At 70.9% G+C, this 24,962-nt stretch carries 23 protein-coding genes; 15 read left to right on the top strand and 8 right to left on the bottom strand.

The window, feature by feature from the left end; all coding sequences use genetic code 11:
* Window positions 1–44 precede the first annotated feature (44 nt).
* Both ACGF3A_RS36990 and ACGF3A_RS36985 read right to left on the bottom strand, forming a co-directional pair.
* Window positions 45–1,010, bottom strand: a complete 966-nt coding sequence (locus ACGF3A_RS36990; RefSeq protein WP_393734886.1) for a hypothetical protein — start codon at window positions 1,008–1,010, stop codon at window positions 45–47.
* Between the two features lie 302 nt (window positions 1,011–1,312).
* On the bottom strand, window positions 1,313–1,756 hold the full coding sequence (locus tag ACGF3A_RS36985) for a DUF3592 domain-containing protein (protein WP_393734885.1): 444 nt from the start codon (window positions 1,754–1,756) through the stop codon (window positions 1,313–1,315).
* A 179-nt stretch (window positions 1,757–1,935) separates the two neighbouring features.
* On the opposite strand from ACGF3A_RS36985, the gene ACGF3A_RS36980 reads away from it, so the two are divergent.
* Window positions 1,936–3,096: an abortive phage infection protein gene (locus ACGF3A_RS36980; protein WP_393734884.1), complete on the top strand. Its 1,161-nt coding sequence runs from the start codon at window positions 1,936–1,938 to the stop codon at window positions 3,094–3,096.
* Window positions 3,097–3,243: 147 nt separating this feature from the next.
* On the opposite strand, the gene ACGF3A_RS36975 is transcribed toward ACGF3A_RS36980, so the two are convergent.
* Window positions 3,244–3,966: an HAD family hydrolase gene (locus tag ACGF3A_RS36975; protein ID WP_393734883.1), complete on the bottom strand. Its 723-nt coding sequence runs from the start codon at window positions 3,964–3,966 to the stop codon at window positions 3,244–3,246.
* A gap of 119 nt (window positions 3,967–4,085) precedes the next feature.
* The gene (locus ACGF3A_RS36970) at window positions 4,086–5,051 is read right to left on the bottom strand and encodes a LysR family transcriptional regulator (protein ID WP_393734882.1); all 966 of its coding nucleotides are present in this window, start codon (window positions 5,049–5,051) and stop codon (window positions 4,086–4,088) included.
* 80 nt (window positions 5,052–5,131) lie between these two features.
* Between ACGF3A_RS36970 and ACGF3A_RS36965 the strand changes: the two genes are divergently transcribed.
* From ACGF3A_RS36965 to ACGF3A_RS36945, 5 genes are all read left to right on the top strand, one after another.
* Entirely contained in the window at window positions 5,132–6,634 is a 1,503-nt protein-coding gene (locus ACGF3A_RS36965; protein ID WP_393734881.1) for an MFS transporter, read from the top strand.
* Between the two features lie 147 nt (window positions 6,635–6,781).
* A complete protein-coding gene (locus ACGF3A_RS36960; protein ID WP_393734880.1) occupies window positions 6,782–7,162 on the top strand; it encodes an OsmC family protein in 381 nt (126 codons plus the stop codon).
* Between the two features lie 214 nt (window positions 7,163–7,376).
* Window positions 7,377–7,976: a hypothetical protein gene (locus ACGF3A_RS36955; RefSeq protein WP_393734879.1), complete on the top strand. Its 600-nt coding sequence runs from the start codon at window positions 7,377–7,379 to the stop codon at window positions 7,974–7,976.
* A complete protein-coding gene (locus tag ACGF3A_RS36950) occupies window positions 7,976–10,222 on the top strand; it encodes a polysaccharide deacetylase family protein (protein ID WP_393734878.1) in 2,247 nt (748 codons plus the stop codon). The genes ACGF3A_RS36955 and ACGF3A_RS36950 overlap by 1 nt, the downstream gene beginning before the upstream one ends.
* Window positions 10,219–11,589 (top strand): acyltransferase, encoded by a 1,371-nt coding sequence (locus ACGF3A_RS36945; RefSeq protein ID WP_393734877.1) that lies wholly within the window; start codon window positions 10,219–10,221, stop codon window positions 11,587–11,589. The genes ACGF3A_RS36950 and ACGF3A_RS36945 overlap by 4 nt, the downstream gene beginning before the upstream one ends.
* Before the next feature lie 12 nt (window positions 11,590–11,601).
* On the opposite strand, the gene ACGF3A_RS36940 is transcribed toward ACGF3A_RS36945, so the two are convergent.
* Window positions 11,602–12,624, bottom strand: a complete 1,023-nt coding sequence (locus tag ACGF3A_RS36940; protein WP_393734876.1) for a CHRD domain-containing protein — start codon at window positions 12,622–12,624, stop codon at window positions 11,602–11,604.
* A gap of 238 nt (window positions 12,625–12,862) precedes the next feature.
* Here ACGF3A_RS36940 and ACGF3A_RS36935 point away from each other — a divergent pair, with 238 nt between their 5' ends.
* The 3 genes from ACGF3A_RS36935 to ACGF3A_RS36925 all read left to right on the top strand — a co-directional run bounded on the left by ACGF3A_RS36935 (window position 12,863) and on the right by ACGF3A_RS36925 (window position 16,482).
* The gene (locus ACGF3A_RS36935) at window positions 12,863–13,351 is read left to right on the top strand and encodes a sigma-70 family RNA polymerase sigma factor (RefSeq protein WP_393734955.1); all 489 of its coding nucleotides are present in this window, start codon (window positions 12,863–12,865) and stop codon (window positions 13,349–13,351) included.
* On the top strand, window positions 13,348–14,058 hold the full coding sequence (locus ACGF3A_RS36930; RefSeq protein WP_393734875.1) for an anti-sigma factor family protein: 711 nt from the start codon (window positions 13,348–13,350) through the stop codon (window positions 14,056–14,058). The genes ACGF3A_RS36935 and ACGF3A_RS36930 overlap by 4 nt, the downstream gene beginning before the upstream one ends.
* Window positions 14,059–14,124: 66 nt before the next feature.
* A complete protein-coding gene (locus ACGF3A_RS36925) occupies window positions 14,125–16,482 on the top strand; it encodes a HelD family protein (RefSeq protein WP_393734874.1) in 2,358 nt (785 codons plus the stop codon).
* Between the two features lie 177 nt (window positions 16,483–16,659).
* Here ACGF3A_RS36925 and ACGF3A_RS36920 read toward each other — a convergent pair whose 3' ends face one another.
* A complete protein-coding gene (locus tag ACGF3A_RS36920; RefSeq protein ID WP_393734873.1) occupies window positions 16,660–16,869 on the bottom strand; it encodes a cold-shock protein in 210 nt (69 codons plus the stop codon).
* A gap of 219 nt (window positions 16,870–17,088) precedes the next feature.
* Here ACGF3A_RS36920 and ACGF3A_RS36915 point away from each other — a divergent pair, with 219 nt between their 5' ends.
* Window positions 17,089–18,489, top strand: coding sequence for an NAD-dependent malic enzyme (locus tag ACGF3A_RS36915; RefSeq protein ID WP_393734872.1), 1,401 nt, complete (start codon window positions 17,089–17,091; stop codon window positions 18,487–18,489).
* 365 nt (window positions 18,490–18,854) lie between these two features.
* Entirely contained in the window at window positions 18,855–19,136 is a 282-nt protein-coding gene (locus tag ACGF3A_RS36910) for an HU family DNA-binding protein (protein ID WP_326690048.1), read from the top strand.
* Between the two features lie 86 nt (window positions 19,137–19,222).
* Here the strand turns inward: ACGF3A_RS36910 and ACGF3A_RS36905 are convergent, their stop codons facing one another.
* Window positions 19,223–19,858: an HAD family hydrolase gene (locus ACGF3A_RS36905; protein WP_393734871.1), complete on the bottom strand. Its 636-nt coding sequence runs from the start codon at window positions 19,856–19,858 to the stop codon at window positions 19,223–19,225.
* Window positions 19,855–20,595, bottom strand: coding sequence for a GntR family transcriptional regulator (locus ACGF3A_RS36900; RefSeq protein ID WP_393734870.1), 741 nt, complete (start codon window positions 20,593–20,595; stop codon window positions 19,855–19,857). The genes ACGF3A_RS36905 and ACGF3A_RS36900 overlap by 4 nt, the downstream gene beginning before the upstream one ends.
* A 255-nt stretch (window positions 20,596–20,850) precedes the next feature.
* On the opposite strand from ACGF3A_RS36900, the gene ACGF3A_RS36895 reads away from it, so the two are divergent.
* From ACGF3A_RS36895 to ACGF3A_RS36880, 4 genes are read left to right on the top strand one after another with little or no spacing between them, the layout of a single operon-like run.
* Window positions 20,851–22,008: an ABC transporter substrate-binding protein gene (locus ACGF3A_RS36895; RefSeq protein ID WP_393734869.1), complete on the top strand. Its 1,158-nt coding sequence runs from the start codon at window positions 20,851–20,853 to the stop codon at window positions 22,006–22,008.
* A gap of 2 nt (window positions 22,009–22,010) precedes the next feature.
* Window positions 22,011–22,904, top strand: a complete 894-nt coding sequence (locus ACGF3A_RS36890; protein ID WP_393734868.1) for an ABC transporter permease — start codon at window positions 22,011–22,013, stop codon at window positions 22,902–22,904.
* A complete protein-coding gene (locus tag ACGF3A_RS36885) occupies window positions 22,901–23,740 on the top strand; it encodes an ABC transporter permease (protein WP_393734867.1) in 840 nt (279 codons plus the stop codon). The genes ACGF3A_RS36890 and ACGF3A_RS36885 overlap by 4 nt, the downstream gene beginning before the upstream one ends.
* Window positions 23,737–24,840: an ABC transporter ATP-binding protein gene (locus tag ACGF3A_RS36880; protein WP_393734866.1), complete on the top strand. Its 1,104-nt coding sequence runs from the start codon at window positions 23,737–23,739 to the stop codon at window positions 24,838–24,840. Before ACGF3A_RS36885 ends, ACGF3A_RS36880 begins: the two co-directional genes overlap by 4 nt.
* Window positions 24,841–24,962 lie beyond the last annotated feature (122 nt).

Raw genomic sequence — 24,962 nt, 5'->3', positions numbered from 1 at the left:
CGTGGACCGTCGCGCCCGGACGTCGCGTCGCGCCTCCCGGACGGCTAGCGGGCTGCCTGTAGCGCGACGGCCGCGTCCGGTGCCGGGGCGAGGCCGAAACTCTCGTCGAGCCAGGTGACGTACTTCTCGTGCCTGGGGCTCGGCTCGCAGGGGCGGAGGCCGATCCCGTCGTCGGTCACATGGGCCTCCAGCGCGCCGAGTGCGCCGAGGAGGGCGAGGAAACCGTGCGTGTCCTTCGCGACGACGAGTCGCTCGTCCCCGTCCCCGACAAGCACGACGGGCTGCTTGGGAAGGGCGCGCCCTTCGTGGCGCAGCCAGAGGGCGAAGGTGTCACCTTCCGCGTTGGCCCGCGCGAAGGTCAGCAGGTCGGTGCCCTCGTCGTACTTCGCCCACTCGCCCATGGGGACAAGGGCGCAACCTCCCGCGTAGGGCAGCCATTTGTTCCGCTCCTGGAAGGCCCGCAGCAGGTTCAGCGCGTGGACGGGAGAGAACACCGCGTCCGGCAAGCGGGCGTGGGACCACTCCGCCCATTCCTGCCCCAGCTCTTCCTCGGCGTCCTCGATGATGTCCCACGGGTCCTCGGGCGGGGTGAGGCCGAAGGTTTCCTCGAGCCAGGAGTGGTACTCGGCCTGTGCCGGCAGTTCGTCCTCGTCCCGCTCGTAGACGGTGTCCCAGTCGCAGGCCAGATCGGCCTCCAGGGCGCCGAGGAGCCGCAGGAAGTCTCGTACGTCGCGGGCGACGAGATGGATGCCGCCTTCGTCGCCGAGCAGCACGACCGGAAGGTCGGCCAGGTCCGTGTGCTCGTCCTTCTTCCACAGGGCGTACAGCGATCCGCTGCCATTGGCCGAGGCGAAGCCCAGGAGGCCGCGGCTGAGCTCCGGATCGTTCCGGAGGAAGGGCAGCTCCCCGAAGTCGTCCAGGCCCGCCCACTGCGCGTAGACCTCAGGGCATTCGTCGTCGAACTGCTTCAACAGATTCAGCTCGTGGACGGGAGAGTACGTGCCTGTCACGGAATGCTCCTCGGAACGGGAGAGCGGGAGGGCTGGGGGAGGGCTTGAGGGCGGGACAGGGCGCGAACGTAGCAAGTCCCACTGACAGCACGACGAACGGCTCCCGCCTCCGGAGGGAACGATGTCGGGCGACGCCTGCGCCATGGCCCTCGTACGGGAACGGGCCTTCTGTAATGGCCTGTTGAGCTCCCACGCCGAACACGCCCAACACGCGCACCGTGCGGTCCGCGCGGTGATGAGGATGAGCCTGATGTGAAGCGCGGCAGTGTGGCAGCGGGGCGAAGGGTCAGAGGGCCAGACGGTCAGAACGATACGAAGGTCTGCGCGGACCGGAGGAAGTGGACGGCGAACGCGAAGAAGAGGACCAGGAAGGCGATCTCACCGCCCGCCAGCAGGTACTCGCGGGTCTCCCGGCGCGGCAGGGCCGTCGCGCGATCGGGGCGATCGGTGAGGTAGGCGACGGCGACGAAGTCGCCCTCGACGACGGTCGACGGGCCGTCGGTCTCCTCGAAGCGGATCCGTTCACCGTTCCTGGTCGTGAATTCGTAGACGTGGTGGATGGTCGTGGACGTGTGGCCTTTGCTGTTGCTGTGACGCGTCTCGTACGTGCGCAGGCAGCGGCCCTCGGCGTGGTCGCCCCGGCGCCACGTCACGATCAGCCGCCGCAGCCTGACCACCCGCCTGCAGATCAAGTAGCCGGAAAGGGCCATGAAACCCACCGGTACGACCACGAACATCATGTCCATGGCTGCATCCTCCCGCCCAGGTCCGCGAAGACGTCGGCCGGGTGGCTCACGGTTCCTGGCCGATCGGCCGACGGTTCTGGCCAGTTGGCAGAAGACGCGGGGTGCGGCGGGCCGGAAGACTTGTCATCGCGGAAACGAACGTGAGCGAACGCGAACGGATACGTGTCGAGGGGGTTGTGATGCCGAGCGCACCAGGCGGAGACATCAGCAGGAAACGGTTCCTGGCGGGGGCAGGCGCGGCAGCCGCGGGACTCGCGGTGGCGGCGGGTCCCGCCCTGACGCCGGACCGGGCCGCCGCGAAGGAGGGGAGCACACCGCCCGCGGGGAAGCGGCGCGGACTCGCCCACCGCGGTGTGTGCTATGAGGTCGCGGACGGGGAGACACCGCACACCGGCTGGAACGCGACGCGGATGCGCGCGGACATGAAGGCGATCAGGGAGAAGCTGCACGCGAACGCGGTGTCGGTCTACGGGGACGGGGTGGACCGGCTCAAGGCCACCGCGTCGGAGGCGGCCGAGCGCGGACTGAAGGTCTGGCTCCAGCCCCGCCTCGCGGACCGCCCGCACAAGGAGATCCTCGACCATCTCGCGGAGACCGGAGAGCACGCCGAGCGGCTGCGGCGCCAGGGCGTCGATGTGCATCTCAGCGTCGGCTGCGAGTTCTATCTCTTCGTGCCGGGCATCGTGCCGGGCGCCGATGCCGTGGAGCGGGTGCGGAATCTCCAGGAGGGGAATTTCGACCCGGTGAAGATGCAGCGCCGGCTGGAGTCGTTCATCGCGCGGGCGGCGAAGACCGGCCGGTCCGTCTTCCAGGGCCCGCTGACGTACGGGGCGGCGCAGGACGACGAGGTGGACTGGGGCTTGTTCGACGTGGTCAGCGTGGACTACTACGCGTATCACCGCCGACGCGCCGACCATGTGAAGGAGCTGAAGTCCTACCTCCGCTGGGGCAAGCCGGTCGCGATAGCCGAGTGCGGCGCCTGCACCTTCAAGGGCGCCCCGCAGGACGGCGGCATGGGCTGGGACGTCGTGGACTACGAGAAGGACCCGCCGGAGGTCAAGAAGGGCCTCGTCCGCAGCGAGCGTGAGCAGGCGTCGTACCTCTCCGACGTGCTGGGCATCTTCGAGGAGATGGGGCTGCACGCCGCGATGATCTTCAACTTCGTCACGCCCGACGCCCCGCACCGCCCCGTCCGCCGCTACGACTTGGACATGGCGAGCTATGCGCTGGTGAAGCCGATATGGAAGACCCCGACCAAGCCCACGGCCGACTGGCACTGGGAGCCGAAGGAGGCGTTCCACGCGGCGGCGGCCCACTTCGCGCGGGCGGCGGCCCGATAGCCCTCGCCTGAGGGCTGCGCTCGCCAGCGGCACGGAAGGGACGGGACGGGGACGGACGTGACGGGTGCGGCCGTGAGGGGACGGCCGTGACGGGGCGGGACAGGCCGGGGCAGGCCGGGGCAGGTCGAAGGCAGGGCAGAGCAGGGCTCAGTCGGCCAGGGACGCCGGGAGTTCGGCGAGGGAGCGGATCACGCGGATGCCCGGTTCGGCCCCCTCCCTCGTGCTGGCCCCTGTCCGGTCGAGCCAGTAGGCGCGGAGAAGCGCGTCGCGGGCGCCCACGGCGTCGACGGTGTGCCTGTCGCCGACGTACGCCACCTCGTGCGGCGGGAGGTCGAGGAGAGCGCACCCCGCGTGGAAGATGCTCGGCTCGGGCTTGGCCGCCCCGTGCTCCTCCGAGCAGACCAGGGCCTCCCCGAAGTACCCCAGCAGACCGATCCTCCCGAGCTTGTGGCGCTGGTGCTGCAGGGAGGAGTTCGAGACCACACCGAGTCGGTAGGAGGAGGTGAGCGTTTCCAGCATCGGCCCCGCGTCGGGGAAGGCGGACGATACGGCGTCGCGGTGCACGGAGTATCCGGCGAACCAGACCGCGGCCTCCTGGTCGGTCATCCCCTTGGCCGGAAGGCAGCCGATCTCGGAGAGGAACCGTCTGGTGCGGTGGCACCGTTGCTCCTCGAAGGCGAGCTCACCGGCCAGGTAGCGGGCGTACTCCTCCTCCATGATCAGGGACCAGAGCGCAAAGGCCTCGTCGGGGCCGGTGAACCGGTCCATCAGCCCCAGCTCCGCGAGGTAGGCGAGCAGACCGGACCTCTCCGAGGTGCCGTAGTCGAAGAGAGTGTCGTCGACGTCGAAAAGTACGCCGCGGACCGGCACGGGAGGCTCCAACCATGGACGACGAAAGGGGACAGAGAGCAGAGGAGATAGCAGATACAGCGCGCAGAAGGCCGAGCATTCCACACACCGGTCCGGCACCCACCCCTCCGAGGCCCGACTCAGGCACCCCGCTCTTCCACCCTTCGCTCTTCCACTCCCTGCTCCTCCACTCCCTGCTCTTCCAGCCCTTGCTCTCCCGCTCCCGGTTCCGCTCGCTCTCCCACCCCCAGCTCCCGCAGAAAGGCAGCCGCTGCGGGGGAGGGGCGGGTGGGGCTCCAGATGAGGCGTTCCTCGCGGACGGGGGCGTCGCGAACGGGGAGCACCCGTACGCCCGTGAGCTGGCGGACGAAGGCGCTGGGGAGCAGGGCGATACCGAGGCCGTTCTGGACGAAGGAGACCACCAGGTCGACCGAGGAGACCTCGAAGGCGACGTCGTGCGGGAGGCGTGCGGCGGTGAACGCCTCCTCCGTCTGGGCGCGGGCGGCGGTGCCGGAGGCGAAGTCGACGAAGACCTCGTCGGACAGGCGGCGCAGGTCGGTCTCTCCGGCGGCGGCCAGGGGGTGGTCGGGCGGCAGGATCGCGACGTGCTCGTCGCGGGTGAGGACGTGCTCGCGTACGCCCTTGGCCTCGAAGGAGCGGAGGGTGCCGAGCAGGGCGAGGTCGAGGGTGCCTTCGCGGACGTCGACGACCATGCGTTCGCTGCGGTTGACCTGGAGGGAGACGCGGACCTGGGGATAGCGGTCGTGGTAGGCCCGTATCGAGCGGGGGAGATCGACGGCGGTGACGGTGGGGATCGTGCCGATGGAGAGGCGGCCACGGATCTCGCCGGTGGTGGCGGCGACTTCGGACTTGGCGCGTTCCGCCGCGTCGAGGGCCTGGCGGGCGGCGGGGAGGAAGGCCTCACCGGCGGGAGTGAGGCGGACCCGGCGGCTGGTGCGTTCGAAGAGGCGGGCGCCGAGTTCCTTCTCCAGCTTGGCGATCTGGTGGCTGAGGGCGGATTGGACGACCAGGCAGCGTTCGGCGGCGCGGGTGAAGCCGCCGGTGTCCGCGACGGCGACCACGTAGCGCAGTTGCTGGAGTTCCATCGAGCCATCGTGTTCCGAGATGGATGGGATGACAACTATGTGTTGGACTCATCGATACCCGGAGTCCGAATCTGAGGGACATGACAACGACATCGGACTCTGCGGCGTCGCCGGGGGAGGACCCGGACGAGCGTCCGGGCAGCGGCACCACCACCGGGAGCGGCACCGGCACCGGCCCCAGTACCAGCACCAGCGCCAGCACCAATACGAACACCAGCACCGGCACCGGCAGCGACAGCAATACCGGCAGCGGCAGCGACAACGGCAATGGTGCCAGTGGCAATGGGATCGGGCGTGGCGCCTTGTTGCTGATGACCGTCGCGACGGGGCTGTCCTGTGCCAGCAATTACTTCGCGCAGCCGCTGCTCGATCTGATCAGCCGGGATCTCCATCTGAGCGCCGGGCTGGCGGGGTTGATCGTGACGGCTTCGCAGGCCGGTTACGCGTTGGGGCTGATGCTGCTCGTGCCGCTCGGGGACGTGCGGGACCGGCGGCGGTTGGCGGTGGGGCTGTTCCTGGCCTCGGCGGCGTTCCTGGCGGTCACCGCCGCCTCTGCGGGCGGGCCGATGATGCTGGTCGGCACGGTCCTGGTGGCGTTGACCTCGGTGGGCGCGCAGGTGATCGTGCCGTACGCGGCGTCATTGGCGCCCGAGGCCGAGCGGGGCCGAATAGTGGGCATCGTGATGTCCGGGATCCTGCTGGGCGGGCTGCTCGCGCGTACCGCCTCCGGGTTGCTGTCCACACTGGGCGGCTGGCGCACGATCTACGTGGTCAACGCCGTGCTGATGGCGGGGATGGCGCTGCTGCTGGCCCGTTTCCTGCCACGCGCTCAGAGGAGCCCAGCTCCGAACGGGGACGGTCAGTCGTCGGGCCGGTCCGTCGACGAGGGGCCGGTGATGGGGTATCCGGCGTTGTTGCGTTCCACTCTCGCGCTGTTGCGGGACGAGCCGGTGCTGCGGAGGAGGGCCACGCTTGCCGCGTTCTCGATCGCGTCGTACAGCGTTCAGCTCACGGCGCTGACGTTCCTGCTCGCGGGGGAGCCCTTCCGGTGGTCGGAGGCGTCCATCGGGCTGTTCGGGCTGGTGGGTGTGGTGGGCGTCGTGACCATGACGTGCGCCGGGAAGCTCAACGACCGGGGGTACGTGCAGCACGTCACCGCCGGCGGGGTGCTGCTGCTCACCGGGTCCTGGCTGGTGCTGCTCGCCGGGGAGCGGTCGCTGGTGTGGCTGGTCGTCGGGGTGGTCGGGCTCAATGTCGCGCAGCAGGCCGTGCTCAACAGCAGTCAGAAGGTGGTGTACGCGCTCCGCCCCGAGGCGCGGAACCGGATCAACTCGGCCTTCATGACGACCTTCTTCGTCGGCGGCGCGGTCGGCTCGGCCCTCACGTCCGTCGTCCGGAGTGTGGGCGGCTGGTCCGGGATCTGCCTGCTGGGCGCCGGACTCGGCGCGGGGGCGGTGCTGTTGTGGGCGACGGAGCGGCTCCGGGGCCGTTCGTGGGGACGGGGAGGAAAGGGAGGACCGGAGGGACGGGGAGACCGTCGCGACAGTCGGGGGAGGCCTGTCGCGACGGCCGGTCCGCGATGAAGCGTGGCAGCGCTCTCAGGGAGAACTCAAGCTGCTTGAGGTTCTCATGAGCTTGTAAGTCCTGTGTAAGGGGAGGGAGTTGATTGAGCGTCCCGGGATGCGGACGTAATGGTCCGACATGTGGGCGGTGGGGCTAAGGTGCGCTCCATGGTCGAGGCGCGTGCTCTGGAGGAGCCCTGGCAGGTCGCGTTCGGTACGGAGGGGAGCGAGGCCGTAGCCGACACGGTGAAGAACGGGGTCGGGGGGACGGCGGGATTCCGGCCCCATGAGTTGCTGGAGGCCGCCTTTGCGACATGCGTCACCATGACCGCCCGGATGGCTCTCGCCGAGTGCGGTGCCGCTGGAGAGGAGGGCGCGGGGGTTCGGGTGCGGGTGTGGCTGGGGCGGGACGAGGAGGAGACCCGGTTCCACTACGCGGTCGAGTTGCCGCCGGAGCTGGAGCGGTACCGGGAGGAGGTCGAGCGCCGTGTGGAGCGTTCGCCTGTCCGCGCCACGTTGAGCCGTCCCCTCCGCTTCGTCCCCCTGTGAGGCGGGGGGAGGGGCGGGAGGCAGGTGGGAGTGTGAGTTCTGTCTCCCCAGTCAGGTAAAGCGCGAGTACGGGAACCAGGGCTGTGACTCTTTGCGTGGATTGATGCGCTAGATTGCCCGTTCGGCAGGAGGGGGCGCGTTCTAGACGAGGGGGGCGCGCGGAGCGATGCGTAAAGATCACGGCCCGAAGGGCCACATACCTAACGAGCACGACATGACGGTCAAATTGCCGACCGCCATCACTGGTGCACCCGATGACGGGCCCGGCGAGGAGCCGGTGTTCGTCGACAGCAGCGGCGGGCGCCGTCGGCTGCTGCGCAAACTGGGCTGGGTCGTGGGCGTGGCCAGCCTCGCGTACGCCGTCGTGCTGGGCATCAGCCTGGCGGGCGGGGACGCGGGCGCACCCGACGTGCTGATACCCGGCCCCGACAAGAAGGCGTCCGACAAGGTCGAGGTCGATCCCTCGCCGTCGAAGAGCGTCACCCGGTCGCCCGAGGTCGTGGACGACCCCACCCCCACCACGCCCGCCGAGACGTCCCCCACGGCGCCGGCCGAGACCCCCACCACGACGGCCCCGACCACCGACCCGGGCAAGCCCACGGTCAGGCCGACCTCGCCGAAGCCCACCACGAGCGGCGGGGCGGTCGGTGGCAACGGCGGCACGGGCGGCAAGCCCACCGACAAGCCCGATCCGACTGACACGGACACCGGCCAGCCCGACCCTCCGGACACGAACGAGCCCGACCCGCCGGACACGGAAGATCCCGACAAGCCCGGCCAGGCGGGCGGCCTAGCAGGGGGAGCAGCAGGCTGATGGCACGCGCTCAACACGCCCAGCACGCACAGCGCGGTGGGCGGGACACCCACGTGCGCCGTACGGGCGGTACGCCGCAGAACCACCGGCCGCAGCGCACCGGACGTAAGCGGCGTACGCGGCTTCCGCTGCGCTATCTGCTGCCGACGCTGCTGCTCGTCGCCATCGTCGCGATGCTGCTGCTGCGCGGCTATGTGCACAGCGAGTTCCTCGCCGACCACCGCGTCCGGCCCCCGGCCCCCGTCGACCAGGTGCCCGAGAAGGTCCTCAAGGGCGGTCCCATCCTCGACGCGCGTGGTGAGAAGACCACGAGTCACCGGATGCCCAAGAAGACGATGGTGCTGACGTTCGACGACGGGCCCGACCCGGAGTGGACGCCGAAGGTCCTCGACAAGCTCAAGGAACACAAGGCGCACGGCGTCTTCTTCGTCACCGGCACCATGGCCTCGCGCTATCCGGACCTGGTCAAGCGGATGGTGGACGAGGGCCACGAGGTCGGCCTGCACACGTTCAACCACCCGGACCTCTCCTTCCAGTCGGAGAACCGCATCGACTGGGAGCTGGCCCAGAACCAGCTCGCGCTGGAGGGCGCGGCGGGCGTACGGACGTCGCTGTTCCGGCCGCCGTACTCCTCGAAGGCGGACGCGCTCGACAACAAGTCGTGGCCCGTCACCCAATACATCGGCAAGCGTGGCTACATCACCGCGTTCATCGACACCGACAGCGAGGACTGGAAGAAGCCCGGCGTCGACGAGATCATCCGGCGCGCGACGCCCAAGAACGACAAGGGCGCCGTCGTGCTCATGCACGACTCCGGCGGCAACCGCGCGCAGACCGTGGCGGCGCTCGACCGGTTCCTGCCGGACATGGCCGACAAGGGCTACAAGTTCCACAACCTGACCGAGGCACTCAAGGCGCCCAGCGCCCACACGCCCGTCGGCGGCTTCGAGCAGTGGAAGGGCAAGGCGTGGGTCTTCGCCGTGAGCCTCTCCGAGAAGGCCATGGGCTTCCTCGTCGTGGCGCTCGCGGTCATCGGCACCCTCGTCTTCGCGCGCTTCGGGCTGATGCTGCTGCTCTCCGCGCTGCACGCCCGTAAGGTCCGCAAGCGGACGTTCGCCTGGGGCCGTTACCCGATCACGGAACCGGTCAGCGTGCTGGTGCCCGCGTACAACGAGCGCGAGTGCATCGAGAACACCGTCAGATCCCTGGTCGCCAGCGACCACCCGGTCGAGGTCATCGTCATCGACGACGGCTCGTCCGACGGCACCGCCGACATCGTGGAGTCGCTGCGCCTGCCCGGCGTGCGCGTCGTCCGGCAGCAGAACTCGGGCAAGCCCGCCGCGCTCAACAACGGCGTGCGCCACGCCTCCTACGAGCTGATCGTGATGATGGACGGCGACACCGTCTTCGAGCCGTCCACGGTCCGGGAGCTGGTCCAGCCGTTCGCCGACCCGTACGTCGGCGCCGTCGCGGGCAACGCCAAGGTCGGCAACCGCAACTCGCTGATCGGCGCGTGGCAGCACATCGAGTACGTGATGGGGTTCAACCTCGACCGCCGGATGTACGACCTGCTCGGGTGCATGCCCACCATTCCGGGTGCCGTCGGCGCCTTCCGGCGCACCGCGCTGTGGCGGGCCGGGGGCATGAGCGACGAGACGCTCGCCGAGGACACCGACGTCACGATGGCGCTGCACCGAGGCGGCTGGAAGGTCGTCTACGCGGAGAACGCCCGCGCCTGGACCGAGGCCCCCGAGAGCGTCCAGCAGCTCTGGTCGCAGCGCTACCGCTGGTCGTACGGCACGATGCAGGCCATCTGGAAGCACCGCAGGGCGGTCATCGAGCGTGGCCCGTCCGGGCGGTTCGGCCGGGTCGGACTGCCGTTCGTCTCGCTGTTCATGGTCTTCGCGCCGCTGCTGGCCCCGCTGATCGACATCTTCCTCATCTACGGGCTGGTGTTCGGCCCGACCGGCAAGACGCTGGCCGCGTGGGTCGCGGTCCTGGGGGTCCAGGCGGTGTGCGCGGCGTACGCGTTCCGGCTGGACCGGGAGAAGATGACGCCGCTCATCTCGCTCCCGCTCCAGCAGGTGCTGTACCGGCAGTTGATGTACGTGGTGCTCCTCCAGTCGTGGATCACGGCGCTCACGGGCGGCCGACTGCGCTGGCAGAAGCTGCGCAGGACCGGAGCCGTGGGCTCCGCGCCCACGCAGCAGCCGCCCGCGCCCGGTGAGAGGGTGGGCGCGCGGTGAGCAAGCACGGCCAGCAGCGGGGCGGGCGCAGCAGCCGCCAGGACCCCTGGACGAAGAAGCCCGCCCCGCAACAACACACCACCCCGCCGCAGGCCCCGCAGCCTCCGCAGGCCCGGCGTCCCCAGTGGGCCCAGCCGGAGACTTCGCAGGCTCCCCAGGCTCCGCAGGCCACGCGGCCGCTGGTGACGAACACCTCGACGATCGACCTCGACGTGCACAAGAACGGGGGCGTCCCCCGCGCGCGCCGGGAGCCGCCGCCCGGGCAGGAGGAGAAGCGGCAGGTCTCCGGCCGTGACCGGTACCTCGATCTGCTGCGCGCCCTCGCGCTGCTGCGCGTCGTCGTCTACCACACGTTCGGCTGGGCCTGGCTCACGCTCGTCTTCCCGTCCATGGGCGTGATGTTCGCGCTCGCGGGCTCGCTCATGGCGCGCTCGCTGAACCGCCCCGCGCTCAAGGTGATCAAGAGCAGGGTGCGGCGGCTGCTGCCGCCCCTGTGGCTGTTCGGCGCGTTCGCGCTGACCGTGCTGATCGCCGTGCAGGGCTGGCGCCCCGGGCTCGACGTGGTGCGGTGGCTGGTGCCGATCGGCGCGCCGCCGTTCCCGTGGGACATCGGCTCGAAGGGCGGGCTGCTGGAGGACACCTGGGCGCTCCAGGCGGCGGGTCCGCTCTGGTACCTGCGCGCGTACCTCTGGTTCGTCCTGCTCTCGCCGCTCCTGCTGTGGGCGTTCCGGCGCGTGCCGTGGCTGACGCTCCTCGCGCCGCTCGCGCTCACCGCGCTGATCGACACGAAGGTGCTCACCATCCCCGGCGAGACCGGCGAGGCCGTGAAGGACTTCGCGGTCTACGGCTCGTGCTGGGTGCTGGGCTTCGCGCACCGCGACGGGCTGCTGAAGAAGCTGCCGGGGTACGTCGTCCCGTCGCTGGCGCCGTTCGTCATGATCGCGGGCGCCTGGTGGGCGAACGGGCATCTGGGCCCGGACGGCTGGGATCTCAACGACATCCCGCTCGGCCAGGCCCTGTGGTCCTTCGGTTTCTGTCTGCTGCTCCTGCACTTCAGCCCCAGTTGGGAGAAGCTGCCGGGCGCGCTGGCACGCTTCGACAAGGTCATCACCCTCGCCAACAACCGCGCCGTCACGATCTATCTGTGGCACGAGATCGCGCTGATGGCGACCGTCCCGATCATCGACCGGCTGTGGAACATCGACGCGATCGGCGACTCGCCCACCTGGTCGAAGGTGCTCGAACAGGGCGACGCGACGATCATGTTCATCCTGGTCTGGCCGCTGCTGGCGATCCTCATCGCCGCGTTCGGCTGGGCGGAGGACGTGGCCGCCAAGCGACGGCCACGCCTGTTCCCCATGAAGTAGGCCCGCTCGCGGTCAGCGGTTGATGAACACGTAGTCCGCGCGGTACGGGACGGCGGCCCTGAGCTTCTTCTTCGGGTCGCACGTCCCGGCGGGCGCCACGCCGCCCCGCGTGTTGAGGCGGAGGATCTCGGCCGTACGCGACAGCTTGCCGCCGCGCTTGCCCGCCTGGGTGGCCGCCAGGTCGAGTTCGGGGATGTTCGTGTCGCCGTTCGGGATCTTCGCCAGGACCTTGCCGGTGACGGCGGAGCGGTCGGGCGCGACCCACGCGGGCGGCCCGGCCGGGCCCGGCTTGGCGAAGAAGTGGGAGATGCCGCCCTCCAGCCGCGCCCGCACGTTGTCCTGGGTGAAGGCGAACGTGCCGTTCTCCTGCTTCACGCACTTGTAGATCTGCGCGCCGCGCACGACGGCGGCCTGCGAGCTGCTCAGCATCCGGTTCATGTCGGCCCGTGTGGACAGCTTGTGGACCTGTCCGCGCACGGCGCCGCCGGGGAACTCGCCGGTGTGCAGGTTGAAGTAGAAGCCGTTCGGGTCGGTGCGCAGCGCGTCGAGGAGCTGCGGGTCCTTGACCGTGACCTTGCCGGTGACGGTGGTCTTCCCGTCGGCGACCTTCTTCGCGAAGAACGGGATCTTGATGTCGCCGTTCTTCCCCTTGACGCCCTGGTGGACGTGGCCGGCGGTGGGCGCCGCGATGCCGCGGAAGCTGAACGCGAACGAGACCTTGTCGCCCTTCACCCGCATCAGCGCGAGTGCCTTGCCGTCCTTGTCGCCCACGGCCGGACCGCCGGGCGTGGGCACCTCGTTGGCCCCGTTGAGACTCCCGGCGAAGAACGTGGCGCCCCGGCTGCTGACGTCGCTGCCGCTCAGCGCCCCGAGCGAGCCTGACGAGCCGTGCGAGCCGTGCGCCGCATGCGACTTGGACGCCTCCCCGCCCCCGCCCCCGTCGTCCGTCGGCAGCACCGCCGCTCCGATGCCCGCCGCCGCTGCCACGGCTGTCGCGGAGAGCAGGAGCGTCTTCGTACGCGTCCGGGTCTTCATGATGTTCCCCCCTGTCGGCGAATGCCTGTGCGAGGAGTTACGGCCCGGCACCCGCCCCGCGTTCAGCGCGGAAATGAGCGCTGTCTCACCTCGCCTCCGTTGAACGCGGGGGCGCGCGCGTCCGTATCGCGCAGGGGAAATACGGAACAGGCCCCCGTCCGCGCCCCTCGACCGGAGGTGCACCGTGCGCAACGATGCCGTCGTGGCCGCCGACAGGACCTCGCCGGACGACGCCCTCATGAGGGCGCTGTACGACGAGCACGCGGGGCCTCTTCTCGCCTTCGTGCTGCGCCTCGTCGCGGGCGACAGGCACCGCGCCGAAGACGTCGTGCAGGAGACCCTGTTACGGGCGTGGCGCAACTCCGACCAGCTGCAGCGGGCGACCGGGTCCGTACGGCCGTGGCTCGTGACGGTCGCGCGCCGTATCGTCATCGACGGCCATCGCAGCCGTCAGGCGCGTCCGCGCGAGGTGGACCCCGCTCCGCTGGAGGCGCTGCCCGCGGCGGACGAGATCGACAGGGCGCTGCGCATGATGACGATCTCCGAGGCGATGGCCGATCTGACGGCGCCGCACCGGGAGGCGCTGATCGAGACGTACTTCAAGGGCCGCACGGTGAACGAGGCGGCGGAGGTGCTGCGTATACCCCCAGGAACGGTCCGTTCCCGTGTCTACTACGCACTGCGTTCGCTGAAGCTCTCGCTGGAGGAAAGGGGGGTGACGTCATGAGCGCGCCCGACCGGCCCGCCGAGCACACCGATGTCGGCGCCTACGCGCTCGGGGTCCTCGATGCCGTCGAGGCGGAGAGGTTCGAGGAGCATCTCGCCGAGTGCGACCGGTGCGCCGCCGAGCTGGAGTCCCTGACGGCGCTCCCGCCGCTGCTCGCCGAGCACGCGTTCGAGGGGCCGCCGCCCGAGCCCTCGGCCGGGCTCCTGGACCGGCTGCTGGAGGAGACGGCGACGGAGCGGCGTACGCGCCGTTCGCGGCGGCTCTGGCTCGTCGCGGCCGTCTTCGCGCTGATCGTCGGCGGCCCGCTGGCGGCCGTCGCGGTCACCGGCGGGCCCGGCGACGAGGGCCACGGCCGACCGGTCAGCGCGGCCCGCGAGATGTACGAGCACGGCGAGAAGATCAGCTCCGTCGATCCGGTGACGCACGCCCGCGCCACCGTCTCGCTGGAGAAGAAGGCCTGGGGCACGCACGTCGCCCTCAAGCTCGGCAACGTGACGGGGCCCAAGGAGTGCGAGCTGATCGCCGTGGGCCGCGACGGCGGGCGCCAGACGGTCACCACCTGGTCCGTTCCCCGGGCGGGCTACGGCGTGAGCCACGCCGCCGCGCCCCTGTACGCGCACGGGGGCGCCGCCTTCTCGCGCGACGAGATCGCCCGTTTCGAGGTCCGCACCCTCTCCGGCGAACGCCTGGCCACCGTCAGGGTCTGAAGGCACACCCCGCGGCGGCGGTAGGGTGGACGGCTGCTCTACGGCCATGAGAAGGGGAACGCCGCATTGCTCGCGGAGAACGCGGAGAACACAGACGCGGAGGGCGACGGCCTGCGGGCGCGGGAGATCCGCGCGGAGCAGTCGCACCTCGACCAGGTCTACCGGCGCCTGGAGGAGAAGATCCACGAGGCGGAGTTCCTGATGGACGATGCCTCGAAACGGGCGCAGGTCGGCACGCCAGGCGCCCTCGCCGAACGCGACGCGCAGGTCTTCCGCGCGGGCGTCCACCTCAACCGCCTGAACAGCGAGTTCGAGGACTTCCTCTTCGGCCGCATCGACCTGCTGGAGGGCAAGGACGGCAAGCGCGGCCCCGACGGCGCCTACACCTCCGTGGAGCCCGCCGAGGGCGCCGTACGGGACGACGCCACGGCCTCGATCGCCGAGATCCTGCACATCGGGCGCCTCGGCGTGCTCGACGCCGACTACTCACCGCTGGTGATCGACTGGCGCGCCCCGGCCGCGGCCCCGTTCTACCGGGCGACCCCGGTCGCGCCCGGCCGCGTCGTGCGCCGCCGCGTCATCCGCAGCAAGGGCCGCCGGGTCCTCGGCGTCGAGGACGACCTGCTGCGCCCCGAACTGACGACCGAGGCGCTGGAGGGCGGCGAGCTGCCCGTCGTCGGGGACGGCGCGCTGATGGCGGCGCTGGGCCGCGCCCGCAGCCACGCCATGAGGGACATCGTTTCCTCGATCCAGGCCGAGCAGGACGAGGTCATCCGGGCCCCCGCCGCCTCCGTGACGGAGGTCGAGGGCGGCCCCGGCACCGGCAAGACCGCCGTGGCGCTGCACCGCGCCGCGTATCTGCTCTACCAGGACAGGCGGCGGTACGCGGGCGGCATCCTGATCGTCAGCCCGACCCCGCTGCTCGTCTCGTACACCGAGGGCGTGCTCCCCTCGCTCGGCGAGGAGGGGCAGGTCGCGATCCGCGCGCTGGGCTCGCTGGCGGAGGACGCCGCGGGTCTCGGGGGCGCGTCGGCCGACACGTACGACACGCAGGCCGTCGCCCGGATCAAGGGCTCGGCGCGGATGCAGAAGGTGCTGCGCAAGGCCGCGCGCGGGGCGCTGGACCTGGGGCCGCGCGGCTCGGCGAGGGTGCCGGTGCCGGAGCGGCTGCGGGTGGTGGCGTTCGGGGCGCGCGTCGAGCTGGGCCCCGACGAGCTGTACAAGGTGCGCCAGCAGGTCCTCGGCGGCACCGCGCCGGTGAACCTGATGCGGCCGCGCGCCCGCAAGCTGCTGCTCGACGCGCTCTGGGAGCGCTCCGGCGGCACCCGCCGCTACCCGGACGACCCGGAGCTGTCGGCCGAGGCCCGGCAGGGCTTCGACGAGGACATCGCGACGGAGGACGACTTCCTCGCCTTCCTGGACGCCTGGTGGCCCGAGCTGAGCCCGCGCCAGGTGCTCGCGGCGATGGCCGACGAGGGCCGCCTGGCGCGCTGGGCGCGGCGCGTGCTGCGCCCCGGCGAGGTGCGGGAACTGGCCCGCTCCCTGCGGCGGCTGGACGCCGACGGCCAGGGCCCGCTCTCCGTGCACGACGTCGCGCTCCTGGACGAGCTGCGGCTGCTGCTCGGCGCCCCGGCCCGTCCCAGGAAGCGCGAGGCCGATCCGCTGGACCAGCTCACGGGCCTGGACGAGCTGACGACGTACGCCGACCGTGAGCCCTCCCGGCGCGAGCGGGCCGAGCGGCTGGTGGAGGAGCGCACCGAGTACGCGCACGTGATCGTCGACGAGGCGCAGGACCTCACGCCGATGCAGTGGCGGATGGTCGGCCGGCGCGGCCGGACCGCGACGTGGACGATCGTGGGGGACCCGGCGCAGTCCTCGTGGTCCGACCCGGAGGAGGCCGCGGAGGCGCGTGACGAGGCGCTGGGCAAGCGTCCCCGCCGCCGCTTCGAGCTGACCGTCAACTACCGCAACCCGGCGGAGCTCGCGGAGCTGGCCGACCGGGTGCTGCGGCTGGCGATGCCGGGCGTGGAGCCGCCGCGCGCGGTGCGTTCGACGGGGATCGAGCCGCGGTTCGCCGTCGCGGACGGGGAGCTGGGCGCCGCCGTGCGCGCGGAGGCGGAGCGGCTGCTGTCCGAGGTCGAGGGCACGGTCGGGGTCGTGGTCGCGATGGGCCGCCGCGAGGAGGCCGCGCGGTGGCTGGCGGGCCTGGGCGACCGCGTGGTCGCGCTGGGGAGCCTGGAGGCCAAGGGCCTGGAGTACGACGCGACGCTGGTCGTCTCGCCCGCCCAGATCGCCGACGAGTCCCCGGCGGGGCTGCGGGTGCTCTACGTCGCGCTGACGCGGGCCACCCAGCGCCTCACGGTGCTCTCCGGGGCAGCCGACCTGCCGGACGCGGCCGGGGTCCCGGACCTGCTGAGGGAGTGATCCGGAGGGCGCCCCGGAGCGGATCAAAATCCGTCGCCGGTACGGGAATCGTCCCGTGAGTCTCTTTGTTAGCCTTGTACGTGGCACCGGCCCGATCCATGCCCCCGGGCCCAACCATTGTCGCTCAGAGCGACCACTTGCCGCGAGGCGAGCTGGCGGGTCGGTGTCACTTACTCCTCACTTGGCGACGACGCGCACCTGTTCCGCCTGCGGGCCCTTCCGGCCCTGCGCGATCTCGAACTCGACGCGCTGGGCGTCCTCCAGGCTGCGGTAGCCCTCGCTGTCGATCGAGCTGTAGTGCACGAAGACATCGGGGCCCCCGCCCTCCTGCGCGATGAAGCCGTATCCCTTCTCGGCGTTGAACCACTTGACCGTGCCCTGAGCCATGACCCTGATCTCTCCTAGGTTTGTCCCGTTGTGCGGGGGGATCTTAGGCAGGATTCGACCCGCTTCCCGTGCATTGATGGGGGTTTTCGCGCGAAGGAGTGGCGGAGGGGCTCGTTACCGCGTACCGAGGGGTAGGTGGGACGATCGGTTGACGTACCCGCTCCCGCAGGGGTGGGCCACGTGCACAACGTGACAAGGGAAAGCAGAGGGAAGTCGGCAATGGCGCCAAGCGTCTCCTACTCGATGACGGTCCGCCTCGAGGTCCCGGCAGGCGGTACCGCGGTCAGTCAGATCACCACGGTCGTGGAGTCCTCGGGCGGCTCGGTCACCGGCCTCGACGTGACCGCGTCCGGCCACGAGCGGCTCCGTATCGACGTGACGATCGCCGCCAGCTCGACGGACCACGCCGACGAGATCGTCAGCAAGCTCAGCGCGATCGAGGGCGTCGCGCTCGGCAAGGTCTCGGACCGTACGTTCCTGATGCACCTCGGCGGCAAGATCGAGATGTCGTCGAAGCACCCCATTCGCAATCGCGACGACCTTTCGATGGTCTACACGCCGGGCGTGGCCCGCGTCTGCACGCAGATCGCGGAGCACCCGGAGGACGCGCGCCGCCTCACCATCAAGCGGAACAGCGTTGCCGTCGTGACCGACGGTTCCGCCGTCCTCGGGCTCGGCAACATCGGCCCGCAGGCCGCGCTGCCCGTCATGGAGGGCAAGGCGGCGCTCTTCAAGCGCTTCGCCGGGATCGACGCCTGGCCGCTCTGCCTCGACACCCAGGACACCGACGCGATCGTCGAGATCGTCAAGGCGATCGCCCCCGGCTTCGCGGGGATCAACCTGGAGGACATCTCCGCGCCCCGCTGCTTCGAGATCGAGGCCCGGCTGCGCGAGGCCGTCGACATCCCGGTCTTCCACGACGACCAGCACGGCACGGCCATCGTCGTGCTCTCCGCGCTCTACAACGCGCTGCGGGTGGTGAACAAGCGGATCGAGCACATCCGCGTCGTCATGTCCGGCGCGGGCGCGGCCGGTACGGCCATCCTGAAGCTCCTCCTGGAGGCGGGCGTCCAGCACGCCGTCGTGGCCGACATCCACGGCGTCGTCCACTCGGGCCGCGAGGACCTCGCGAACGCCGAGGAGGGCTCGCCGATGCGCTGGGTCGCCGACAACACCAACCCCGAGGGCCGCACCGGCACGCTCAAGGACGCCGTGGTCGGCGCCGACGTCTTCATCGGCGTCTCCGCGCCGAACGTGCTGGACGGGAGCGACGTCGCGAAGATGGCGGAGGGCGCGATCGTGTTCGCGCTCGCCAATCCCGACCCCGAGGTCGACCCGGCGGCGGCGCGCGAGACGGCGGCCGTGGTCGCCACGGGCCGCTCCGACTTCCCGAACCAGATCAACAACGTGCTGGTCTTCCCCGGCGTCTTCCGCGGCCTGCTGGACGCGCAGTCGCGCACGGTCGACGACACGATGATGCTCGCCGCCGCCCGCGCCCTGGCCGACGTGGTGCAGGAGGACGAGCTGAACGCGAACTACATCGTGCCCAGCGTCTTCAACGAGAAGGTCTCGGGAGCCGTCGCCGGGGCGGTCAGGGACGCGGCGAAGGCGGCACGCTGACCGGACGCAGACCGGGCGTTCATCCGTTTTTGGCGCTCTGTGAGTGCTTTGTGCCGTGCTCGCCCAGGCGAGCACGGCGCGTCGGGTGGAAGGTTGCGTGGACGGCGCCCGTAATGTTGCGGCAGACAAAGGCAGGGGATGTCGGCACAGCGAGGCCGCCGGATTGGCTTTCCCGCCGCAGGTAGGGGCAGGATGCTCCCTCGTGGACTCCGTCCAGGGGGACACCCCAAGGGGCGCAAGGGTCAGAGGCGGACCCGGGTCCGGGGACTGTCACAGGGCCCTGGCAGCATCGGCTTCGCTGTGCCCGATATGCGGCTCCGCCGCGTGGCACGCCTCATCGGCAAGAAAAACACGGGAGTACGAATATGAACCGCAGTGAGCTGGTGGCCGCTCTGTCCGAGCGCGCCGAGGTGACCCGTAAGGACGCCGACGCGATCCTCGCGGCCTTCGCCGAGACCGTTGGCGAGGTCGTCGCCAAGGGCGACGAGAAGGTCACCATCCCCGGCTTCCTCACCTTCGAGCGCACCCACCGTGCCGCTCGCACCGCGCGCAACCCGCAGACCGGTGACCCGATCCAGATCCCGGCCGGGTACAGCGTCAAGGTTTCGGCGGGCTCGAAGCTGAAGGAAGCCGCCAAGGGCAAGTGAGCCCCCTCACGCTCTGAAGCGCCCACATGACGAGGGGCGTACCGGATCCGCTTCCGGTACGCCCCTCGTCGCGTTCGCGCGCACGGTCACGCCTCGAAGGCCACGCCCTCCAGCGAGTCCGCGAGCGTCACCGACGGGCCCGGCGTGATGCCCGGGACCGTGGGGACGGCCAGGACGTGGCAGCCCGCCGCGCGGGCCGAGGCGACGCCCGTCGGGGTGTCCTCCACCGCCAGGCAGGCCTCCGGGGCGACGCCCAGGGCGCGGGCCGCGGCGAGGTAGGGGGCCGGGTGGGGCTTGCCCTCGGGGGTCTCGCCGGAGGTGACGGAGTGGGCGAAGCGGTGGGCGCCCAGGGTGCGCAGGACCTCGTCGGCGACCGCGCGCTCCGAGGCTGTGACAAGCGCCACGGGGACGCCGAGCGCACGGGCCCGGTCCAGCAGGCGCAGGGCGCCCGGCTGGACCGTGACACCCGCCCGTACGCGCGCCGTGAAGGCTGCGTCGAGGCGGCTCTCGGCGTCCTCGGGGGTGAGGGCCGGGAGCAGCGCGGCGAGCCGCCGTGCGGCCGTGGGGACGGGGAGGCCCGCGAACGGGGTGATGTCGGTGCCGGGGGGCAGCATGTCCGCGACGCTCGTCAGCCAGTCGCGTTCGGTGTCCACCAGCGTGCCGTCCATGTCGCACAGGAGGGCAGCGGGGAGCGGGAAGGTGGGCACGTGGGGCTCGCTCATTCGGGGCTGGTGCGGGTGAGGGGGTTGGTCTGCGTGGAGTTGCGGACCGTGAAGACGACGGAGCCGGGGCTGTAGCGGTCGTCGGAGGTCTCGACGGGGCGGCCCTCGGCGGTGGTCGTGGTGCGGCGTACGCGCAGCAACGGGGCGCCGCGGCGCAGCCGGAGGTGCTCGGCGTCGACCGTTCCGGCGGCGACCGCGTCGATGTGGTGCTCGCCGTGCGCGAAGACCAGGCCCCGGGTCTCGTAGAGCCGCTGGGTGACGGACTCGCAGTCGTCGGGGAGTTCGCGCACGGCGGGGGCGATCCACGCGGCGTACGCGGTGCGTTCGAGGAGGACGGGCTCCCCGTCGAGCGTACGGACGCGGAGCACGCGCAGGACGCGGGCGCCGGGCTCGACCTGGAGGAGGGCGGCCTCGTCGCCGTGCGCCGTGTCCCAGGACGAGGTGACGACCCGTCCGCCCGCCGTACGGCCGCCCGCGCGGGCCCACTGGGCGAAGCTGCGCAGCTCGGTGAAGGTCTGGCTGGGCGTGGCGGAGAGCACGACGCGGCGGGCGCCCTGGCGGGAGCCGATGAGCCCCTCGGCCTGGAGCGCGGCGATCGCCTGCCGGACGGTGCCGCGGGACGCGCCGTGCGCGGCGGCGAGTTCGGCCTCGGAGGGGAGCGACGAGCCCACGGGGTGGTGCCCCCCGGAGATCGCGCGGCGCAGATCGTCGGCGATCTGCTCATGGCGTCGGGACAACGGGGCTCCTCTGTGCCGTGACATGACGTGACTGCGGTGTGCCGTGGGCCTGATCATGTCACCTGCGCACAGCTCTGCGCATCTCAGCGGGTGCGAGCGATGCGTATAACCGCTCTCGTAGTCCCTAAACCTCTTCTCTCGTAACGCTTTGAGCTGCGGTTTTTTCCTGACGGCAGGGCTTTGCTCCGGGGTGTCGACCCTGTTAGCTTGCCCAGGCCCAAGTAGTTACTTGTCCATACAGGTGGAGTGGAGCACGTGAAGGCAGATCATCTGAGCCGCCGGCGGAACCGGACCCTGATGGGCGCCGTCACCGCGGCCGTCACCCTCTCCGTAGCGGCCACCGGCTGCGGCTCCGCGCCCGCCGAGGGCGCGGGCAGCAAGGCGGGGAAGGCCACCTCGGCCGCCGACTTCGGCGGCATGGACAAGCTGGTGAAGGCGGCGAAGAAGGAGGGCGAGCTGAACGTCTACGCCCTCGCGCCGACCTGGGCCAACTACGGCGAGATGATCCGGGCCTTCGAGAAGAAGTACGGGATCAAGGTCAACAACGAGGACCCGGGCGGCAGCAGCCAGGGCGCGCTCAACGCCGCCGCCAAGCGCAAGGGCCAGGACCGGGCCGTGGACGCGCTCGACCTCGGCACCGCCTTCATGCAGGCCGCCAAGTCCAAGAAGCTCCTCGCGCCGTACAAGGTCAAGGGCTGGAAGGACATCCCCGCCGCGCAGAAGCAGCCCGACGGCTCCTTCATGAACAACTACGGCGGCTACATCTCCATCGGCTGCGACGCCAAGGCCGTCAAGGAGTGCCCCGAGAGCTTCAAGGACCTGCTCGACCCGAAGTACAAGGGCAAGGTCGCGCTCAACGGGAACCCGAACGAGTCCAGCTCCGCCTTCTCCGCCGTGATCGCCGCCTCCCTCGCCAACGGCGGCGGATTCGACGACGTCAAGCCGGGCCTCGACTTCTTCAAGAAGCTGAAGAAGAACGGGAACTACGTGCCCGTCGAGTCGACCAAGGCGACCATCCAGAAGGGCGAGACGCCCATCTCCATCGACTGGGACTACCTCAACCTCGGCTACGGCGAGGAGCTGAAGTCCAAGGGCGTGGACTGGAAGGTCAGCGTCCCGAAGGACGGCCAGTACTCGCAGTTCTACAACCAGGGCGTCAACAAGTACGCCCCGCACCCGGCCGCGGCCCGCCTCTGGGTCGAGTTCCTCTACAGCGCCCAGGGCCAGAACACCTGGCTCAAGGGCTTCTCCCGCCCCGCGCTGCTGGAGGAGATGGAGAAGGACGGCTCCGCCGACAAGAAGGCCGCCGCCAAGCTGCCCGAGGTCAGCGGCACGCCGAAGTTCCCCTCGGCCGCGCAGGAGGCCAAGGCCCAGAAGACGATCAGCGAGGGCTGGGGCGCGGCGGTCAGTTGACGATGACGACGACGAAGACAACACGGGCGCCCCGGACGGGGCCCCGGAAGGCGCCCCGACGGGTGCCCCGCTGGCCCGCCGTGGTGCCGTTCTTCGCCTTCATGGCGCTCTGCTTCGGCGTACCGGCCGGGACGATGGCGTACAACGCCTTCACGGTGATCGACCCCGACGGCGGGGCCAGCGAGTACAGCCTGCACAACGTGACGACCTCGCTCTCCGGCCAGTACGCCACCGGGCTCGCCGGGAGCGTGAAGCTCTCGCTGCTGACCGCCGTGCTCGCCACCGTGCTCGGCGCGGTGATCGCGCAGGCGGTCGTCAACGCCCGGAACAGCGCGCTCCGTAAGGCCGTCGTCTCGGCGTCCGGTGTCTTCGCGAACTTCAGCGGCGCCCCGCTCGCCTTCGCGTTCATCGCCACGCTCGGCACGACCGGCACCGTGACGCGGCTGCTGGAGCTGCAGCGCGCCGGATTCAGCCTCTACACCTTCACCGGACTCGTGCTCGCGTACCTCTACTTCATGGTGCCGCTGATGGTGGTCACCGTGCTGCCCGCGCTCGACGGGCTGCGCGGCCAGTGGCGGGAGGCCGCGTCCTCCTGCGGGGCCACCCGGGGGCAGTTCTGGCGGCACGTCGGGCTGCCCGTGCTGATGCCCTCGCTGCTGGGCGGCGCGGTGCTGATGTTCGGCACCGCGTTCGCCTCGCACGCCACCGCCGCCGTGATGACGGGCAGCTCGGTGCCGCTCATCACCATCCAGATCGCCAACTCCCTCTCCGGCAACGTCCTCGTCGGCCAGGAGAACCTGGCGCTCGCCATGAGCCTCAACATGGTGGTGATCGCGCTGCTCGTCATCGCCGTCCAGATTCCGCTGCGACGCCGGAGCGAGAGGTGGCTGGGATGAGCGCCGTACGACAGAGGCGGTTCGGCGGGATCGGGGTCCTCCTCCTCGCCTCCCTCTACTTCCTGGTGCCGGTCGCCGCCTCGCTCTGGTTCACCGTCGACGACCCCGCCAAGGGGCTCAACCTCGACGCGTACACCAAGGGGCTCAGCGACGAGGGGATGCTCCGCAGCCTGCTGCTCTCGCTGCGGCTCGGGCTCGCGACCGTCGCGCTCGGACTGCTGCTGATGGTGCCGACCATGGTCGTCGTCACGCTGCGGCTGCCGAAGCTGCGGCGGCTGATCGAGGTGCTGTGCATGGTGCCGCTGATCGTGCCGCCCATCGCGCTGGTGGCGGGCGTCAGCACGGTCCTCTCCTGGGAGGAGGACCTGATGACCACGCCGTTCTACCGCACCTTCCAGCTCCTCCACGACAAGAGCTTCCCGCTGGTCCTCGTCCTCGTCTACACGGTCATGTCGCTGCCGTTCCTGCACCGCTCGCTGGACGCGGGGCTGCGCGCGATCGACCTGCGGACGCTGGTCGAGGCCTCCCGGAGCCTCGGCGCCACCCGCGTGGCCACGCTGTGGCGCGTCGTCGTGCCGAACCTGCGGCCCGCGATCGTCAGCGGCGCGGTGCTCAGCCTGGCCATGGTGCTGGGCGAGTTCACCGTCGCGACGGTGCTCGGCTTCGAGCCGTTCGCGGTGTGGATGGTGCACGTCGGCGAGTACGAGGCACAGCTCTCCGTCGCCGCCGCCATGCTCAGCCTGCTGATCACCTGGGGCCTGCTGCTCCTGCTCACCAACCTCGCCGGCGGGCGGCTCCGCAGCCGTGCCCGCGACCGGAGGAAGACCACCTCATGACCACGACCGCACCGGAACCCACCACCACCCGCGCGGGCGTCGGCCTGCGGCTGGACGGGCTGCGCCGCGCCTTCGGGCGTACGACCGCGCTCGACGGGCTCGACCTCGACATCGCCCCCGGCGAACTCGTCGCTCTGCTCGGCCCCTCCGGCTGCGGCAAGACGACGGCCCTGCGCATCGTCGCGGGCTTCGAGACCGCCGACTCCGGCTCGCTGCTCATGGACGGCGAGGACGTCTCGTCCCTCCCCGCCAACCGCCGCGACATCGGCATGGTCTTCCAGTCCTACAGCCTCTTCCCCAACATGACGGCCGCCGAGAACGTCGCCTACGGGCTGCGCGTACGGAAGACCGCCAAGGCCGAACGGGCCGCGCGGGCCGAGGAGCTGCTCGACCTCGTCGGCCTGCCGGGGCGTGGCGGGCACTACCCGCACCAGCTCTCCGGCGGTCAGCAGCAGCGCGTCGCGCTCGCCCGCGCCCTCGCGATACGCCCGCGCGTGCTGCTCCTGGACGAGCCGCTCTCCGCGCTCGACGCGAAGGTGCGGCTCCAGCTCCGCGAGGAGATCCGCCGCCTGCAGCTCGAACTCGGCATCACCACCCTCTTCGTCACCCACGACCAGGAGGAGGCGCTGTCGATGGCCGACCGCGTCGCCGTGATGCGGGACGGGCAGCTGGAGCAGTGCGCGGCGCCGAGCGAACTGTACGAGCGCCCGGCGACGCCCTTCGTCGCCGAGTTCGTCGGCACCATGAACCGGCTGCCGGGCGTGGTCGCGTCCGGCGGCGGCCACGTCGAGGTCCTGGGCCGCCGCCTCCCGGTCCACGGCACGTGCCCGGACGCCGGTACGGAGGTCGAGGTGCTGCTGCGGCCCGAGGGCCTGAAGGTGAGCGCGGAGGACGCTTCGGACAGCGGGGAGCCCGCGACCGTACGCGTCGCCACGTTCCTCGGCGGCACCACCCGGCTGCACCTCACCACCGACTCCGGCGCCGAGGCCAAGGCCGACCTGCCGAGCTGGGAGGCCGGGTCGCTCGGCGTCGGGGCGCGCTGCGTGATCACCCCGCACGAGAACCCGGTCCTCGTGGAGGCCGTTTCCACCGCGGGTTGAGGGTTCTCCGGGAAGCGTTCCCGGTGACGGGCGCGAAGGCCGGGAAAAGTTCCCGGAGCTGCTTGAACGGAAGGATGGAGAGCGGGAAAGGGAGCAATTCCCTTTCCCGCTCTCTCTTTCTT

The sequence above is a fragment of the Streptomyces sp. NPDC048172 genome (genome assembly GCF_043202595.1).
Taxonomy (GTDB): domain Bacteria; phylum Actinomycetota; class Actinomycetes; order Streptomycetales; family Streptomycetaceae; genus Streptomyces.
Note: the sequence above shows the minus strand (reverse complement) of the source record. Positions and strands in the feature narration are given on the sequence as shown.

What these genes read in the sequence shown, in the direction of transcription:
- ACGF3A_RS36985 (WP_393734885.1), bottom strand. Translation starts at nt 1,756, where the DNA reads ATGGACATGATGTTCGTGGTCGTACCGGTGGGTTTCATGGCCCTTTCC.
- ACGF3A_RS36980 (WP_393734884.1), top strand. Translation starts at nt 1,936, where the DNA reads ATGCCGAGCGCACCAGGCGGAGACATCAGCAGGAAACGGTTCCTGGCG.
- ACGF3A_RS36970 (WP_393734882.1), bottom strand. Translation starts at nt 5,051, where the DNA reads ATGGAACTCCAGCAACTGCGCTACGTGGTCGCCGTCGCGGACACCGGC.
- ACGF3A_RS36965 (WP_393734881.1), top strand. Translation starts at nt 5,132, where the DNA reads ATGACAACGACATCGGACTCTGCGGCGTCGCCGGGGGAGGACCCGGAC.
- ACGF3A_RS36960 (WP_393734880.1), top strand. Translation starts at nt 6,782, where the DNA reads ATGGTCGAGGCGCGTGCTCTGGAGGAGCCCTGGCAGGTCGCGTTCGGT.
- ACGF3A_RS36955 (WP_393734879.1), top strand. Translation starts at nt 7,377, where the DNA reads ATGACGGTCAAATTGCCGACCGCCATCACTGGTGCACCCGATGACGGG.
- ACGF3A_RS36950 (WP_393734878.1), top strand. Translation starts at nt 7,976, where the DNA reads ATGGCACGCGCTCAACACGCCCAGCACGCACAGCGCGGTGGGCGGGAC.
- ACGF3A_RS36940 (WP_393734876.1), bottom strand. Translation starts at nt 12,624, where the DNA reads ATGAAGACCCGGACGCGTACGAAGACGCTCCTGCTCTCCGCGACAGCC.
- ACGF3A_RS36935 (WP_393734955.1), top strand. Translation starts at nt 12,863, where the DNA reads ATGAGGGCGCTGTACGACGAGCACGCGGGGCCTCTTCTCGCCTTCGTG.
- ACGF3A_RS36930 (WP_393734875.1), top strand. Translation starts at nt 13,348, where the DNA reads ATGAGCGCGCCCGACCGGCCCGCCGAGCACACCGATGTCGGCGCCTAC.
- ACGF3A_RS36920 (WP_393734873.1), bottom strand. Translation starts at nt 16,869, where the DNA reads ATGGCTCAGGGCACGGTCAAGTGGTTCAACGCCGAGAAGGGATACGGC.
- ACGF3A_RS36915 (WP_393734872.1), top strand. Translation starts at nt 17,089, where the DNA reads ATGGCGCCAAGCGTCTCCTACTCGATGACGGTCCGCCTCGAGGTCCCG.
- ACGF3A_RS36910 (WP_326690048.1), top strand. Translation starts at nt 18,855, where the DNA reads ATGAACCGCAGTGAGCTGGTGGCCGCTCTGTCCGAGCGCGCCGAGGTG.
- ACGF3A_RS36905 (WP_393734871.1), bottom strand. Translation starts at nt 19,858, where the DNA reads ATGAGCGAGCCCCACGTGCCCACCTTCCCGCTCCCCGCTGCCCTCCTG.
- ACGF3A_RS36890 (WP_393734868.1), top strand. Translation starts at nt 22,011, where the DNA reads ATGACGACGACGAAGACAACACGGGCGCCCCGGACGGGGCCCCGGAAG.
- ACGF3A_RS36885 (WP_393734867.1), top strand. Translation starts at nt 22,901, where the DNA reads ATGAGCGCCGTACGACAGAGGCGGTTCGGCGGGATCGGGGTCCTCCTC.
- ACGF3A_RS36880 (WP_393734866.1), top strand. Translation starts at nt 23,737, where the DNA reads ATGACCACGACCGCACCGGAACCCACCACCACCCGCGCGGGCGTCGGC.